This is a genomic window from Trinickia sp. EG282A, assembly GCF_040965455.1.
GTDB lineage: Bacteria > Pseudomonadota > Gammaproteobacteria > Burkholderiales > Burkholderiaceae > Trinickia > Trinickia symbiotica.
On the sequence record NZ_JBFRCC010000017.1, the window covers coordinates 1 to 15799 of the forward strand.

The 15799-nt window shown below is 56.2% G+C and carries 11 protein-coding genes and 2 pseudogenes; 5 read left to right on the forward strand and 8 right to left on the reverse strand.

The annotated features are described in order from the left end of the window. Positions 1–84: 84 nt before the first annotated feature. The 3 genes from AB4Y31_RS31455 to AB4Y31_RS31465 form a co-directional block, all read right to left on the reverse strand. A complete protein-coding gene (locus AB4Y31_RS31455; protein WP_368677390.1) occupies positions 85–324 on the reverse strand; it encodes an ABC transporter permease subunit in 240 nt (79 codons plus the stop codon). A 47-nt stretch (positions 325–371) separates the two neighbouring features. Then, positions 372–1169, reverse strand: a complete 798-nt coding sequence (locus tag AB4Y31_RS31460; protein WP_368677395.1) for a transporter substrate-binding domain-containing protein — start codon at positions 1167–1169, stop codon at positions 372–374. A gap of 102 nt (positions 1170–1271) precedes the next feature. Beyond that, entirely contained in the window at positions 1272–2489 is a 1218-nt protein-coding gene (locus AB4Y31_RS31465; RefSeq protein ID WP_368677391.1) for a MalY/PatB family protein, read from the reverse strand. Positions 2490–2639: 150 nt separating this feature from the next. Between AB4Y31_RS31465 and AB4Y31_RS31470 the strand changes: the two genes are divergently transcribed. The 4 genes from AB4Y31_RS31470 (at position 2640) to AB4Y31_RS31485 (ending at position 8807) form a co-directional block, all read left to right on the forward strand. Then, positions 2640–3536: a LysR family transcriptional regulator gene (locus AB4Y31_RS31470; protein ID WP_107153864.1), complete on the forward strand. Its 897-nt coding sequence runs from the start codon at positions 2640–2642 to the stop codon at positions 3534–3536. Between the two features lie 747 nt (positions 3537–4283). Next, positions 4284–5972 carry an NAD(P)/FAD-dependent oxidoreductase gene (locus AB4Y31_RS31475; protein WP_107153863.1) on the forward strand — a complete coding sequence of 563 codons (1689 nt, stop codon included), beginning with the start codon at positions 4284–4286 and terminating at the stop codon, positions 5970–5972. Continuing rightward, positions 5941–7347, forward strand: coding sequence for an amidase family protein (locus tag AB4Y31_RS31480; protein WP_269845402.1), 1407 nt, complete (start codon positions 5941–5943; stop codon positions 7345–7347). Before AB4Y31_RS31475 ends, AB4Y31_RS31480 begins: the two co-directional genes overlap by 32 nt. An 80-nt stretch (positions 7348–7427) precedes the next feature. After that, the gene (locus tag AB4Y31_RS31485; protein ID WP_368677392.1) at positions 7428–8807 is read left to right on the forward strand and encodes a carboxyl transferase domain-containing protein; all 1380 of its coding nucleotides are present in this window, start codon (positions 7428–7430) and stop codon (positions 8805–8807) included. 133 nt (positions 8808–8940) lie between these two features. Here AB4Y31_RS31485 and AB4Y31_RS31490 read toward each other — a convergent pair whose 3' ends face one another. From AB4Y31_RS31490 to AB4Y31_RS31505, 4 genes and pseudogenes are all read right to left on the reverse strand, one after another. Beyond that, a complete protein-coding gene (locus AB4Y31_RS31490; protein WP_158256646.1) occupies positions 8941–9099 on the reverse strand; it encodes a hypothetical protein in 159 nt (52 codons plus the stop codon). A gap of 405 nt (positions 9100–9504) precedes the next feature. Beyond that, positions 9505–11712: a type II secretion system secretin GspD gene (gene gspD / locus AB4Y31_RS31495; RefSeq protein WP_368677393.1), complete on the reverse strand. Its 2208-nt coding sequence runs from the start codon at positions 11710–11712 to the stop codon at positions 9505–9507. Between the two features lie 406 nt (positions 11713–12118). Then, a complete protein-coding gene (locus AB4Y31_RS31500; RefSeq protein ID WP_102607272.1) occupies positions 12119–12691 on the reverse strand; it encodes a DUF3757 domain-containing protein in 573 nt (190 codons plus the stop codon). Between the two features lie 625 nt (positions 12692–13316). Next, positions 13317–13853: pseudogene (locus AB4Y31_RS31505) on the reverse strand (IS3 family transposase); the annotation flags it as partial. A gap of 3 nt (positions 13854–13856) precedes the next feature. Between AB4Y31_RS31505 and AB4Y31_RS31510 the strand changes: the two are divergent. Continuing rightward, positions 13857–14042, forward strand: a pseudogene (locus AB4Y31_RS31510) (IS3 family transposase); the annotation flags it as partial. Between the two features lie 4 nt (positions 14043–14046). Here the strand turns inward: AB4Y31_RS31510 and AB4Y31_RS31515 are convergent. After that, complete coding sequence (locus AB4Y31_RS31515) at positions 14047–14814, reverse strand: glycosyl hydrolase (RefSeq protein WP_368677394.1); 768 nt, start codon at positions 14812–14814, stop codon at positions 14047–14049. Positions 14815–15799 lie beyond the last annotated feature (985 nt).

Sequence of the window (15799 nt, forward strand, 5' to 3'; positions counted from 1 at the left end):
GATTGCAGAGCTGCATCTATGCTCATTCGAACATCGAATTCGCGCGCGTCGTCTCATTGATTTCACCTGGCGTTACTTGCGTCGTTACGTCGGCGTCGCCGACCGTGTTTTGAACACCATCCCTAGCAGCGGCGTGCCGCGCATGACACTGACGTAAGCTTGCGCGACTCGATCCAGACCGCGATTGCCGCTGATTCTCAGTACGGCGGTGAGTGCACCCACCACAAGTCCAAATGCCATTGCGGCAACTGCAAACTTCATGGTCAATAGCGCCCCCATCAACAGCACAGGCGCCGAATTGACCACCAAATTGAATTGCTCCATCTCTTCACTCCCCGGCGTACGACGCGGTCAGGCTGTCGAGCAATGCGTTAGTTTCCGACGGGACGACTGACATCCACGCCGAACCATTTTTTCGAGATAGCGGCGAGCGTGCCGTCGTTGCGCATGGACGTCATTGCTTCGTCGATCGCCGCAGTGAATTTGGGATTCCCCTTTCGATAGGGGATACCAATTTCGTCGCTCGTATTTTTCAGCAGAGCGCCGCCGCGCACCGGGACCTTCGAGGTTTTGATGAGGTATGGGACAAACAACCGATCGTTCAGGTAGGCGTCCGCTCTACCACCGACCAAGTCGCTGAGTGCTTCGGACATGCCTGGATACGTCTGCACGATGATGCCGGGCACCGACTTGGCGAGGTCTGCGAAGTTCGAACCCAGCGTCACCGCGACACGCTTGCCTTTCAACTCATCGAGGCTTTGGTACTCGGCCTTGTCATCTTTCTTCTCCAAGACCTGAACCGCCGAGTATGCGTACGGCGGGCTGAAGTCCAGGGACTGGCGCCGCTGTTGTGTGATCGTCACCTGATTGATCACCACGTCGAACTTTCCGGCTTGAAGACCGCCGATCAACCCCGACCAGTCGCCCGTATAGAACTCCGGCTTGACGCCGAGCTTTTCCGCCAATGCCCTGGCGACATCGACGTCAAATCCCTGCAATACGCCTTGCGAGTCGCGATAATCGAACGGAGGATAGGTTCCTTCCATGCCGATCATCAACGTGCCTCGAGCCTTCACAGCGTCGAGCAGATCTTGCGCGTTAGCGCCGAAAGACACACATGCCGCCGACACTGAGATGGCGGCAAAAATAATTGCTTTGCGGATCTTCACGATTTTGTCTCCAAATATTGTATTAATAAGTCCCGGATCAACAAACAAGTTATTAATCCATAAGGCGATCAACGCCATCGTTGAGCGCTCTCTTTCCGCGAATCAGACTTCGGCCACGGCAGAGGCGAGCCGGCGAATGGCGTCGTCAACGGTCGAGCGAGGGCAACCTAGATTGATGCGCATATAGCCGTGCCCTTCAGCGCCGAACTTCTGCCCCTTGTCGAGCCAGAGCCTGGCCTTGGTAAGCATGAATTTGTTGAGCGCTTCCGCGTCCATCTCGAGTCCCCGGCAGTCCATCCAGGCCAAATACAGGGAGTCTGCCGGCAGCACCTTGATCTTCGAGGTCATCTCGCTGACGGCATTGCGGAAATGCGCGTGATTCGCCCGCACATAGCTCAGCATCTCTTCGAGCCAAGGCTCCCCGTGCGCATAGGCTGCCTCGGCAGCGACCATTCCGAGGGTGTTGACGAGCGGAAACATGTTCCTGTCGTATTGGCGAAGCAGCTCGTCACGCAGCCGTCGGTTCGGCACAAAGACATTCGCGCTTTGCAGTCCGGGCAGGTTGAACGTCTTGCTTGGCGCGGTGCATGTGATGCTGTTCTGCGCGAATCTTTCTCCCAAAGACGCGAAAGGAAGATGCCTTTTTTCGGGGTTAATCATCAGGTCCTGATGGATCTCGTCAGAGATGACGAGCACGCCGTGCCGGAAACAAATCTCGCCCATCGCGCTCAGTTCGCCCTCGGACCACACATTGCCCGTCGGATTGTGGGGGTGACTGAGGATGAAGAGTTTCGTGTTGTCGCGAATCGCCGCTTCGAACAGCTTTTCGTTGAAGCGATACCCCGTCTGCGTGCGCTCGAGCGGCGCATAAGCAAGGTGACGTCCATTCATCAACACGTCGTTGTGAAAATGCGCGTAGACCGGCGGCTGGATCAGCACGGTATCGCCCGGCGCAGAAAACGCCTGTACCGCAGTCTTCAGCGTGGTGATAATGCCAGACGTCTGCACGACCCATTCCTTTGCGACCTCCCAGCCGAATCGCTTCGCCTGCCAGCCGACAACCGCATCGACATAACTGCCCGTTGCGCCCCCGGGATAGCCGAAGATGCCATGCTCGACCGCTTCGTGAAGAGCGTCGATAACCGGCTGCGGAGCCCGGAAGTCCATATCCGCCACCCACATCGGTAGCGGTCGCGCTTCGCATTCGTCTGCTGAAAGCAATTTTTCCGCGATCGCCCATTTCATCGAGTTCGAGCTCTTGCGATCGGCCACTTGGTCGAACACGCAGGCAGCGTTGCCCGTCGTAGCGTCGCTTTTCATTGCTGCGGAGTAAGAGTCAGCCTTCACTATCCTTCCCGTTCAAAGAGAGCGGCCTGCATGTTATGCGGCCTTGAATTTCGGTCAGAATAGCAACGCTGCTCAATGAGCAAAAATGGTATGTTTTCATAGAACAATGAATGGAGTTCATGGATGCTTGATCGCCAACAACTTGCGATCCTGCTGGAAGTCGATCGGCTAGGCAGCGTCACCGCGGCCGCGGAACGCCTTAACGTCACGCAGTCAGCGCTTTCCCATATGGTTCGGAAGATGGAAGAGCAGCACGGCGTCAAAATCTGGACAAAGGCCGGGCGGGCGCTTCGTTTTACGCAGGCCGGGGAGTATTTGCTCGCTTTGGCGCAGCGTGTGTTGCCGCAAATCGATCACGCCGAGCGTGTCCTTGTCGATTTCGCCGAAGGTCGACGCGGCGCGCTGCGCGTGGGCATGGAGTGCCATCCCTGCCAGAAATGGCTCTCAAGGCTTACGCCTCGATACCTTGCTACTTGGCCGGATGTAGACTTCGACGTGCGGACGGCATTCCGCTTCGACGGCGTTGCGGCGCTTGCAGGTCATGAGATCGACTTGCTTGTGACGCCTGACCCGATCGACCTTCCCGACATTCGGTTTACCCCGGTCATCGACTATGAGCTTGTCCTCGTCGTGCATGAAGCTCATCCGTTGGCTGCGCGCGCTTTCGCTCAGCCCCGCGACCTGCTCGCCGAGGAATTGATCACCGTCCCTGTCAGCGAAGATAGGTTGGATATCTACACGCGCTTCCTTATCCCGGCGCATTGCAAGCCGAAGAACCACCGTACAGCGGAAGCAACCGATTTGATGCTGCAGTTGGTTGCTGCGGGACGCGGAGTCTCAGTTCTGCCCGATTGGCTCGTTGACGAGGAAGGTGCCGGTTTGCCGATTCGTGCGGTACGGCTTGGCAAGCGCGGCATTGGCAAGAGCATCAATCTGGGCATACGTCGGGGGGAAGAGGAAATTTCCTATATCAACGGCTTCATCGCAATCGCGCAGGAGATGGGCATCAATCGAGGATGATACAAAGCGCGATTTGGCTACCGGCTCGCGAGCACGGCTCTGAGCGCTGCGTCGCCATGCCGAAAAGTCCGCTCGGTTCCCAGAAGGGTAAGAACTCGTTTTCTTTGCTCGGGGCAGGATTTGAGTCTGCTACCACCTGCACCCCATGCCCCATGCAGAAATTTGCCGTCACGCCACCTTGCAACGAGCCGAACCGCTGCTAGCATCGGCGCGCGGTTACGACAAGGCCGCAATCACACTCGCTCAGAGCGCAAAGGCAAACTTGTGCCGGGGCATGCCAAACTGGACTCAAGGCTCGTCGGGCGTTGTGTGCAAGCTCGAACGCTGCATCAAGTCACGCGTGCCGTGCCGAAAGGTCAGCGTCTCGCCCCCGCCATCAATCCGCGCAGATCGCGCGGATCAAACGTCCAGATGGCTTTGCGACCGACTCGCCTTCGAATCTCTGGAAGACGTTTTTGCGACAATGTGATTTTCAATTCCGCGTTAATTCAGACGCCCGCTCATCATCCCGCACTCACCGCGAGATTATACAAATATCAATCTTTTTAATTTGATACGGCCATCCACAGCATGCTATCGTCACGTCAATCCCAGAGCACAAACATAAGTGACGTTTAGATTTTGGCAGGTAAAACAGTTGCCAGAAATTGACAAACAGCTAGCAGTCCTTTTAAGGCCTATGGCCAATGAAGTTCCTAGCAACAAATTCGCCCTTTGGCGGATGCCTTATCATGAAGGAGAAAATCGATGAAAGTCCGTGCACTGCCTTCAGAAAGCTCGTCGCCAACTATCGATCTACTGTATGACTATGCTCCTTTCCTGCAACTAAGCGAGTTCGAAGGGTGCATCGGGCGCTTTCCCGCGGGCAACCCGACTCCGCGGGTTGCCATTATTGGGGCGGGCGTCAGCGGCCTCGTAGCTGCAACTGAACTAATGCGGGCAGGTATCCGCGATATTACCCTGTTTGAAGCTCGCGATCGCATTGGAGGACGGCTATGGTCTCAGCAATTTGATCCACATTATCCTCACCTTATCGCTGAAATGGGCGCGATGCGAGTGCCGCCCACCGCAACCGGGCTTTTCCATTATTTGAAGAAGCACGGCATTTCAGCAGCAGCATGTTTTCCCGATCCCGGAGTAGTTGATACAGAACTGCATTATCGCGGCGCTCGCCACGTCTGGCCCGCGGGGGAAATGCCCCCGCCATTGTTCAGACGTGTTGACGAAGGCTGGCGCGCGTTATTGAGTGAAGGGTACTCGTTAAACGGCATGTCTCTCATCGCACCGACGAAAATCACGGCCATGTTGAAGTCGCGTCGCCTTGACGAAGCCCGTGCAGCGTGGCAAACGTGGCTCAACGCGTTTCGTGACAGTTCTTTTTATGCTGCCATTGTGGAAATTTTCGCGGGACCCCATCCACCAGGAGGCGTTCCCTGGAAACGACCGGATGACTTCGAACTGTTTGGATCTTTAGGGATAGGCTCCGGTGGCTTTCTGCCTGTTTATCAAGCCGGATTTACTGAGATTCTACGCCTGATCATCAACGGTTACTTGAAGGATCAGCGCCTCATCCCCTGCGGAATATCGACACTAGCTACTCGCCTAGCCAAGCAAATGATCGACGGAAGTACTGTTGGTGAGCATATCCGCTTCAGTCGAGTAGGTCGGATCTACAAAGAATCTGGAAAGATAAAGCTAGAAACTGGTGAAGACCAGACACCGGCTTTCGACCGTGTCATCGTCACGAGCAGCAACAGGGCAATGCAGATGGTTCACCGCCTGACCGACGACGAAACGTTTCTGAGCCGCGATGTGTCTCGCGCCATAAGAGAGACGCACCTGACGGGGTCGTCAAAGCTGTTTATGCTCACCCAGGATAAGTTCTGGCTCAAATACAAACTACCGCTCACCATTCAGTCCGACGGTTTGGTCCGAGGCGTATATTGTTTTGACTATGAACCCGACAACCCGGGTGGTCACGGCGTGGTTCTGCTCAGTTACACGTGGGAGGATGACGCTCACAAACTACTGACTGTCCCTGACAAAAGGCGCCGATGCGAGCAGCTGGTTAACGACTTGGCAACGTTCCACCCCGAAATTGCAGGCCATCTATCTCCGGCCGGTGGTGACTATGAACGCTGTGTCATACATCATGACTGGCTAACCGACCCCCATTCCGCCGGAGCCTTCAAGCTCAATTATCCGGGCGAGGATGTTTATTCTCAGCGCTTGTTTTTTCAGTTTAAGGCAGCCAATGATCCCGCGACGGATACGGGCCTCTATCTCGCTGGATGTAGCTGTTCTTTCACCGGGGGGTGGATTGAGGGAGCTGTGCAGACGGCCATCAACAGCGCCTGCGCCGTAATACGTAGCGCTGGCGGCGAGCTTTTGCCAGGCAACCCTCTTGACGAAATTCGAAGTGCTTATCATTACTGATATCGAAGAACTGGCCTCTTCAAAGCCCATGTATTCTCAACGCACCCTTGAATCGCTTTGCAATGACCTACGTAATGATGCACTTTCGGCCGCTGAAATTCGGGGGCGAGCACTCAGCGCTGAGGCGAATCTGACAAAGCTCAACTGCTTCATCCGTGGCCGGGATGCCGAAATGCATTTCGGTGAGGCGAACAAGCTCCTGAAAGGCGCACCTCTCTATGGCATTCCCGTTTCGTTCAAGGACAATATTTATGTTAAGGGGCTCCCTGTCACTGCCGGGACGCCTGGAATGGCAGATTGTATAGCCCCCCATGATGCCTCCATCGTCAGCAAGCTCAAATCGCTAGGTGCTGTCGTCGCCGGTAAGAATAACATGCACGAACTGAGCTTCGGTATCACCTCCGTCAATCCTCGATGGGGAACAGTGGGAAATCCGGTGGCCCCGGGATATTTGGCCGGTGGCAGCAGTGGCGGCTGCGCCGCAGCGGTGGCAGCTAACATCGTTCCCGTAGCGATCGGAACTGACACTGGAGGGTCGGTAAGGATACCGGCCGCTTTCTGTGGTATTACGGGCTTCAGGCCCACAAGTGGCCGATGGTCGTCGGCCGGGATCATTCCGGTTTCGCGCACAAAGGATTCGCCTGGCCTGCTGACGCGGACGGCGAGAGATGCACGGTTCTTATATGAATTGCTGTCTCGCGATGGCCGGCTCCCAACAGAACATGAAGGTTCTCGGTGCCGGATTGGTCTCCCGGCCTCCATGTGGACTGACCTGGATGATGATGTCGGTAAGTATTGTCGGCACGCGATTAAGCGCCTTACCCGCGCTGGATTCGAATGCATTGAAGTGAATGACGAGATTGCTTCTACTCTCAATGCGCCCATAACCTTCACGGTACCGCTTTATGAGTTCTTCATTGATTTCCCGAGAGCATTGTTCTCCGTAGGATGGGAAAAAAATATAAAAACGGTGTTTGACAATATCGGCGACGACGATGTCCATAAAGTTGTTCACGCCCATTTAAGCGGACGGCTTATCTGTCCTGCTGACTATACTTCAGCAATGCGGAATATCGGCAGGTTACGTGAACAAATGGATGCGCTGTTCTGCGCTTGCGGCATCGATCTTCTCGCGTACCCGACGGTTCCGCGTAACGTACCGCATCTGAGCGAAGCCGGGCGGCCGGAACTGTTCGCGGAAGTAATTCGTAACACGGACCTGGCCAGCAATGCCGCGATGCCCTCTATTACTCTTCCTGTTGCTCCAGCTGATGCATTACCGGTGGGATTGAGCCTAGATGCCGCGCGAGGTAGGGACCGCTACCTCTTAGCTAAAGCAACACATATAGAGAACATCGTCACCCGGCATAGATAGATCGTCCTGGAGCACACTTTTGGAGACGCCGTACCGCAACGGCACATACTCGACACGCACAGCCAGAGGGAGATAGGCAAATGCAAGTTTCCCAGCAAAGGATAAATATGCTTTTTGATGATGGAAGCTTTGTTGACCATCATCCCGACACGAAAGGTCACTTTATCTGTGGTGAAGGAATGATACATTCCGTGAAGACATTCCTGGTCATGAATCGCGGACGAGATTGTGAATTCCATGGAAATGGGCAGTGGCAGACCGCTAGGCAAATCATAAGCACCATAACTCGGGCCCTGGGTACCGTCTCCCCGTTAATCTACATCCAGGACAAACCGGGAGAGCCAGGTTCAACTTTCGACACCACGAAAGTGCTCTCACCAGACATGTCCCGATTACTCTTATCTCCACTGGGAATGGGCAGGGTCAGTGCATCCCTGGCACAATTAGCTGAAAGGAATTTGTTGATCTCCGCCATTCTCGGTCCAACGTCTGGCCCGCTTGCGTTGCCGCTAATTCTCGCAGATATAGTACTGATGACCGAGAGAGGGGCTTTATGCATGGGCCGACCGGATATGGTAAAGGCGATGCTGGCGCAGGAATCCGAACTCTATTCGCTAGGCGGATCCGCGGTCCACAGTAAGCAATCGGGTCTAGTTCAACTAGTATTCAGTAGCGAGGAAACATTACTCGGGCACATAAGAAGGCTGCTTCACTTTATCTTTAACGACGAGACACACGGCAACCTAAAATACGAATGCCCGGACACGACGGATTTCGAAAATCTGGTTCCATCAAATCATTATTCGCCGTATGACATACACCATCTGCTGCATTCATTTATTGATAGAGACAGTCTGACAGAGATAAGTCCGGAATACGCACGCGAAGTGTTGACGGGCATCGTTAGCATAAAAGGAAAAACATGCGCCGTCATTGCCAACAACCCCCGCCACAACGGAGGAATCATTTACAGAAAATCGGCATCAAAAATGGCAAAGATGATAAATATTGCCGCAAAAACTGGAGTTCCAATCATATTTATTGCCGATGTTCCAGGGTTCATGATCGGCAAAGACGCTGAAAATAGCGGCATATTCTCGGCGGCAGCTGAATTATTCAGTTCACATATTCGATGCAAGACACCAAAACTTCTACTTGTAGCGAGAAAAGCTTATACAGGAGGCGTTTATGCCATGTGCGGACCTGGGTTCGACCCTGTAGCGATATTGGCATATCCACAGGCTCATATCGGCGTCTTCAGTCCAGAAACAATGAACAAAATCATGTCCGATTCTAATGAGACATCGAGACATACAATACAAAAACTAACCGACGAGATTAAAGACCCACGGTTACTAAAAGAAATGGGACTAATTACTGACGTCATAGAGATAGAATGCACCAGGGAGCAAATAGTTCGATATTTATTCCCCGCCTGCGAGGGGGGCGGTCCGCGTTGATCGAAACGATCGTGCGATCGACCGACGAACAGCTGCCGCTGTAGCCGCACTCCCGCAGTAGCGCGGCCGCAATCGCCATGTCAGGCAATTCTGCGCGACGCATGAGCAATCAAGCTGCGGCGCGCCCCGAGGCCTATGCGGTCGACATCGCCTTCTGCGGCGGCCCCAGCGCCGCGGCGATCTCGACGTCATCCAGTACCGGCGCATCGGGCTTGAGCCAGCCGCGTCGCTCGGCCAACTGTGGTGCCGCGGGCCTGCGCCGCCCCAATGTTGCGGCAGTGTCAACGGTCACGCGATTTTCCCTATATTGGACATCCCGATTTCTCGGTGGACCCATTGCCGCCTCCCGCGGAGATCACGCCCCAAAATTTAAGCAGCCGATAACCATCATGATTTGAGATGCTCGGCTCCTTCCCTGGCTTCTATGGTTGTCAGTGCATCCTCGCTGGGGGTGATGCCGGCCTGCCCCGGTAGCCATCCGGGCCGGGCCGCTTTGAGAGCCTGAGTTCAAAGCCAGCCCGACACAGTATCAGTCTGGTGAGAACTCGCGATTTCCGGCTCCGCTGAATCCCTCGCTGCGGGCTACAGCCCCCAACGAAACCGACATGCCGCCAGCGCGGACAAAGCGTAAAGGCGAGCCGCGCTAACTCACGCTGGATCTGGGTTTCATTCCGGAAGAGATTGACCTTCTGTCCGCCTACTTGCGGTGCATCTGGCCCAGGTCGAACAAATTCAGCGTCGAGCCGCCCTGGCCCGGACCGACCGGCTTCGGCGGGACCATCGGATCGTCGTTGTCCTTCATGAAGCGGTTGTCCTGACGGTATGCGCCCTGCACACCCTGAATATAGTCGTAGTGGCTCGACGTGACAGCCTGCGCCGTATGTCGATCGCTGACGATGACCGGGCGCAGGAACACCATCAGATTGGTCTTGTTGCGGTTTTTCTGCTCGGAACGGAACAGCTGACCGATCCACGGGATGTCGCCGAGCAGCGGCACCTTGCTGTTGCTGACCTCATAGTCGTCCTGCATCAGGCCGCCGAGCACGATGATCTCGCCGTTGTCGGCGAGCACGGTCGACTGGATCGAGCGCTTGGTGAACTGCGGGCCGGCCGGGTTGGTCGCCGCGTCGGTGGTGCCGTTCAAAATGGCCGAGTCTTCTGTATAAAGCTGCAGCTTGAGAATCCCGCCGTCGGTGATCTGCGGTTTGACGTGCAGCGTCAGGCCGACGTCGACGCGGTCGTATGTATTGAACGCGGAGCTTGCATTACCGCTCGTCAGGTTCGAATACGAACCGGTCTCGATAGGTACATTTTTCCCGACGACGATCGTGGCTTCCTCGTTGTCGAGCGTAATCAGGTTAGGCGTGGACAGCACATTGGCGTCAGCGGTTTGCGACAGCGCCTGAAGCAGCGCGCCGAGTCCCTGCACGCCCAAAACGTTGTGAATCGAGCCGATGTTCAGGCCGGGCTGCAGAGCCGTGGAGCTCGAGCCGAGCGCCGTGGCCAGACCGCCCGTGGTCCCAACCGCCGCAGGGGCAGCCGTGAGGCTGATGATGCTGTTGCTCGTACCAGTCGCGAGGTTGGTTCCGGCAAAGATCGAATTGTTCGCGACCTGCCATTGAATGCCGAGGTTCCCGCTCGTGTTCGAATTCAGCTCGACGATCAGCGCCTCGATGTACAGCTGCGCGCGGCGCGCGTCGAGCTGGTCGATCACCGCGCGCAGATTGCGGTACACCGGCTCGGAGGCGGTGATGATGAGCGCGTTTGTCGCGGCGTCTGCCTGGATCATGCCGCCTAGCTGGTTGTCGTCGCTCTTGTCCTTGTCGCCGCCGATAAAGCCGCCGGATTGCGCGGCATTGTTCGCGCCATAGCCGCCTGCGGCCGCGCCGCCCATCGGCGAGGACATGGAGCTGGTGTTGAGTCCGCCCGACGGCAGGGGCGGCGTGCCGGCCGTGCCCGTCGAATTCTTGCCGCCGATCCCGCCGCCGCTATTCTGGTTGAACGAGTTCGCTTCATTGCCGCCGGCGGACGAGTCTTCTATGCCGCCTTTGCCGAGCATGCCGCGCAGGGTCTTCGCGAGCTTAGTCGCCTCGGCATTGCGCAGCGGCACGACGTGCATGTTGCCCGGCATGCTGGTCGGCGCGTCCAGTTCGCGCGCGAGCGTTTTCGCGCCGGCGAGGCGCGCGCCGTTCGATGCGCGAATCAGAAGCGAATTGGTGCGCGGATCTGCGGTGATCGACACTTTCAGCGTGGCGTCGGCGCTGCCGATCGCACCCGGATCGAGCATCTTATTCATCTGCGCCGCAACGTCGAGCGCGTTTGCATTCTTGAGTTGTACCACAGACACCGACTGCCCCGCCGCCGTATCGATAGCGGCAATGATCTGCGCGATGCGCCGCACGTTATCCGCGTAGTCCGTGACGACGATCGTGTTGTTGTCCGGATAGGCGGCCACGGTGTTGTTCGGCGAAATGAGCGGGCGCAGCACCGGCAACAGGTTGTTTGCCGACTTGTTCTTCAGCACGAACACCTGCGTGACGACCTGGTCGCCCCGCGCGGTCGGCGTATTGCCGGCGTAGGTGGGCACGCCTTGCCGTTTGGCATCCGCCTCGGGCACGACCTTAAGTACGCCGTTATCCTCGACGAGCGCGAAGCCTTGCATGCGCAGCGCCGATTGCAACGTCTTCACCGCCTGATCCTCAGGCACCGCGTTCTCCGACAACAGGTTTAACTGACCTTTGACCCGTGGGTCGACGATGATTGTCTTGCCGGTCGCCGCGCCGATCGCCTTCGCGACCTGGTCGATTTCGGCGTTCACGAAGTTCAGTGTCACTTGTGCGTGTGCGGTCTGCGCGCAGATCAATCCAGCCAGCACCAAGGCCGTTGCGACGCGAGATAAAACCATACGATTTGTTGTCCCAAATTTAGATGATTCTGGTGAAAATCGAACATGAGAGCAAAGAACGGCAGATTTGCCCGTACATCATTGTTCTGGGAGGACGGTGAGAAAATAGCGCAGTGACATAATTCCGGCTTTTGCAGGTCAGGTAGAATTGGCCTGTTCCAATGACGGCTGCAGAGCCGAGCCCCTGCAATTGGCTGCCCTCGACCGGATTGAGCGCGCGCTAGCTTTATTCATGGTGGTGGCATGGCACTGACGATGATGTCCGAGTCTGCCGGTTGCACAACATCGAACGCCACGTCGAACAGCGCGCGCCAGATGCAGGGTTTCCGCGGTCCCCGCGTCGAAGTCGCTGCAACCCGATAAAACGGCTTCACTTGAAAGCCGCGCTCAAAGTTCCACGGATTGTTCACGGTCGTCGAATAACATAGAAGATACAAGACAAAGGGGACAGCTCATTGCACTCATAGTAGCTATGACCGTCAGGATCATGTTTCCGAAGCCATATGCCTTCCTGCACCCCTAAAGCCGGTCGCGGCGGACCCGTTATAAATCGTAAATCCGCGTAGTCGCCATTACCGAGCTTGTATGAGCAGTTGACTAACGCTCGCGATTCACTATCTTGCGCTGGATAGAATATCGCAGAGGAAAATCTCCTGATGTCATCGCCATCATCATCGTTCTCCGCAACGCCCCACCATGAACCCTCAGCTCCGCTTGTTGCTGCCGTGTATATGCTCCCTTGCCTATGGATGGTCTCGACATTCGGGCAGCTTTCGACCGTCTCAGCCGACGCGTAACACGATGCGCCGAGCGTGAGGGTAAAAACAAAAATAGTCTTCTTCATCGTTCGGATCCTCCATATAATCAGAGCGGGATGCTCGTTCCAACGGCTTGTCACGTTGCTGACTGAGTCGGGCAAGACTTGGCGACGCAGAACACCTAATCGCTTTATCGGCCATCGCTTCACCGCGATCGTCATCAGTCGCGCCCTGGCACTACCGGCTTCAGGCGAGCGTGCGCGACGTCGACCTGACCCCGCAGCACTTTTCGCTCACGCGACACTTGCTGTGCGCTTCGCTCTATCGCAAACAAGTCGATCCCGATTCGCTCCGTGGCGACAACTCACCGGCATGGTTCAAAATCCATCGACTGACTCCTGAGCGATTGACCTACTCTTCGCCGTAGTCCGTGCCACTGCCGACGAGTGGACAATGCCGCTAAATTTTCCTCAGGCCACACGTCAAAGTCTATGTCAACAGCCGCTAGCATTCTTGATCGCCAATGAAACTGAACAGGTGCTTTATACTGCAATAGCTATATCCACATCAATTAAATACAATTTATGCCAGCAACAATCTTTTTAATGGGCATGCCAAACCCATGTTTATAAGAGTTAAGGAGCGTGCGCGAAAGCCCTATAGTTGACGCCCCGTTCAGCAATTCTGGAAACATCGCGAAGCGATGGCGGAGCAGCGCTGTCAGCTTGCTGGGAGATGTGGCACGTACTCGCGTGCTCCAACATTGCAGTCAGCCGCGGCACCTTGCGAACCGGATCATCCGCCCCGCCCAGCTGCACTGCAAGAGGGTTTGGGAGCCACTCAAGGCTTCGCGTCCAGCCGCGTGCTGATTGACCAACTGAAAACCAGCCCATCGAAGCAGTCGATCACCGGCGACAGATCCACCTTGCCGGGGCGGAATCTGCAAATCTGTAGTTGCGTGAGCCACTTCTTATTTGGCGATGCCGTCCGAAAGTCGCGATTGATGAGGTTATCTGGCGCGGAGCCTATTTCTTCGTGGTAAGAGCCGTAGCTACGCCGCCTCCGTTGACAACATCCACACCTTCCGGCCTCATCAAACGCCGCACGACTATCTCCATGTGGGGACTTGCTGCCTGCCTGACACCGCACGTATCCGACGATAACCGTAGCAACGGTGTTTGAACTGGAAGATGTCCGCGACGACACGACGCGCACCAGCGTACTTATCGTCGGCCAGCAGTCGTGCGCGATATGAAAGCAGGAACTGCGGGAAAGACCCAAGACCGCAAAAAATTCTGGCGGCGCATAGGTTTGTCTGAGGGCATCAACCAGCGTCGCCTTCTCCCAGTTGATCAGGATCTGCTGGTCGACGTCCAGGCCTCTACCCGGTGGCGTCGCTACGGCTCTTAGCACGGAGAAATAGGCCCCGCGCCGGAGAACCTCATTGATCGAAATTTCAGTGCAGCCGCGCTGAACCGAAAATGGCTTACCGACATAACCGAATTTCAGATTCCGGCCGGCAAGGTTTATCTGTCGCCTGTGATCGACTGCTTGGATCGTCTCGTCGTGAGCGTCATCACTCAGCGGTGACGGCGAACTCCTTGGACGCGAAGCCCAGGCCACCCGACGAAGAGGTGATCTCGAAGCCGTACTGCAGGTCGCCGATCATAACGTCATCGAAATAGTTCAGCGACTTGAGGTATTTCATGATCGCCAGCACATCAATCGTGGTGTCGTCGGTCTTGGTCGTGCGCAGGAACGAATAGACTATGTTGCTGCCGTTGGTTCCCACGAAGACGTTCCAGGTACCACCGGACAGTGAGACGTTGCTGTGAAGTGGAATAGCGCAGCCGGCAGATGTCCAGTTGTAGGAGATCGGCTTTACATTGCCGCAACCCGTCGAGGTTCCGGTGTAGTTCAGCCAGACCATGATTTCGTGCCGATTGCTATCGGCCCAGATGTCAAAGGTCGACTCCCAGGCACCACCGGAAGGCGTAGTAGCCGAGACTGCCGCGGTCAGAGTGCTCAGCGAACTGATGGTTTTGTTGACCGAGTAACCGATGTGAGGATAGGACTTGATGCCGCTGGTGTTGGGCTGATCTGAAGTGACGCCCCAGTCGAGGTTGGTATCGGCCCAGATGGTCTGCTCACCCGCTGCGAGATTGCTGCAGGGCGACCAGACATCATTGTTAACGGTGTAGCTACCGTAGGTCCACGAAGCGAATAGGTTGGTGGAAGAGCAGGACGAGGTCGCGGGGGAAGATGCAGACCAACCCGCGGCCTGCGCGCTGGCGGCGCCGAGCATAACGCTTGCGGTGGCGGCCCAGCTGGCCAGGATCGACATTCGGGGCATGGTATTGCTGTCTCTTGTCAAATTGATGAGGTGGGTCGGGATCAGTGGACGCAGTGGCTTAACCGGGCGAAAGTTTGCCGTACGCCGTTGTCTTTCGTCTGCCGCCTTGGCGACCATGTGAGCCACTGGGTGCCACCGCACAGGATGCGTGCTCACCGGGCATTCTCGAACCCGAGCAGGGGCCCCTACGCCGCCTTATCGCGCATTGGTCCGATCGGACTCGCAGCGTAAGCGTCCACCGCGTTCGATCTCCCTCCTTGACTCTCCCGTACGCCACTCCCGACTCTCGGCGGGCACGGGTCCAAAAGCTATTGGTCTCGGCACGATAAATCCGGTTCATGGTGCACGCCGATAGGGCGCATCTCATTAGACAGCTCACGCACATTTCCTTCTCAAAGCTCATTCAAACGTGACTTGTACTATGCAGCATCCCATCAAATTGAGAAAATCCATTGTTTGGATAAGCCCCATTCGTCCCTCAAATGGTTGTCAACACTCCACGGCCGAGTCCTACTGACTGGTCACTATGCACACGCAAACCCCCGCCCTTCACTCGCTGATTTGTGTGCGCGCGTTGGCATACTCGCTATCGATCACGATGGCGCTATGATCCGAGATTCCTCAACGACCGGCTCCTGATCGGTTTTAAGGGCACAACGTTCGAATAGGGGGTTTAAGCCGGGGACGGCAACGGGGGCCTACCGGGCGCGATCGGAAGGCGAGTCGCGTTGAATTGCTTTTCGCATTGTCACCAGGCTGATCGGGCGTCGTCGCGGTGGTCTGGCTGCAGGGAACCATGTTCATGGGCGGTAAGCGCACTAGACTTTTCGCTTACCTTCCAAACCGCCTTAGGGATGGTGTTCAAAACTCACGCATTTCCGAGTGTTCAACCGGCCGCCTGCTGGGCACAATAGGCACATGAGACAAACCGACCTGAACCTTGACCTGACGAACCGGCGCACGCGCAAGCGCGCGT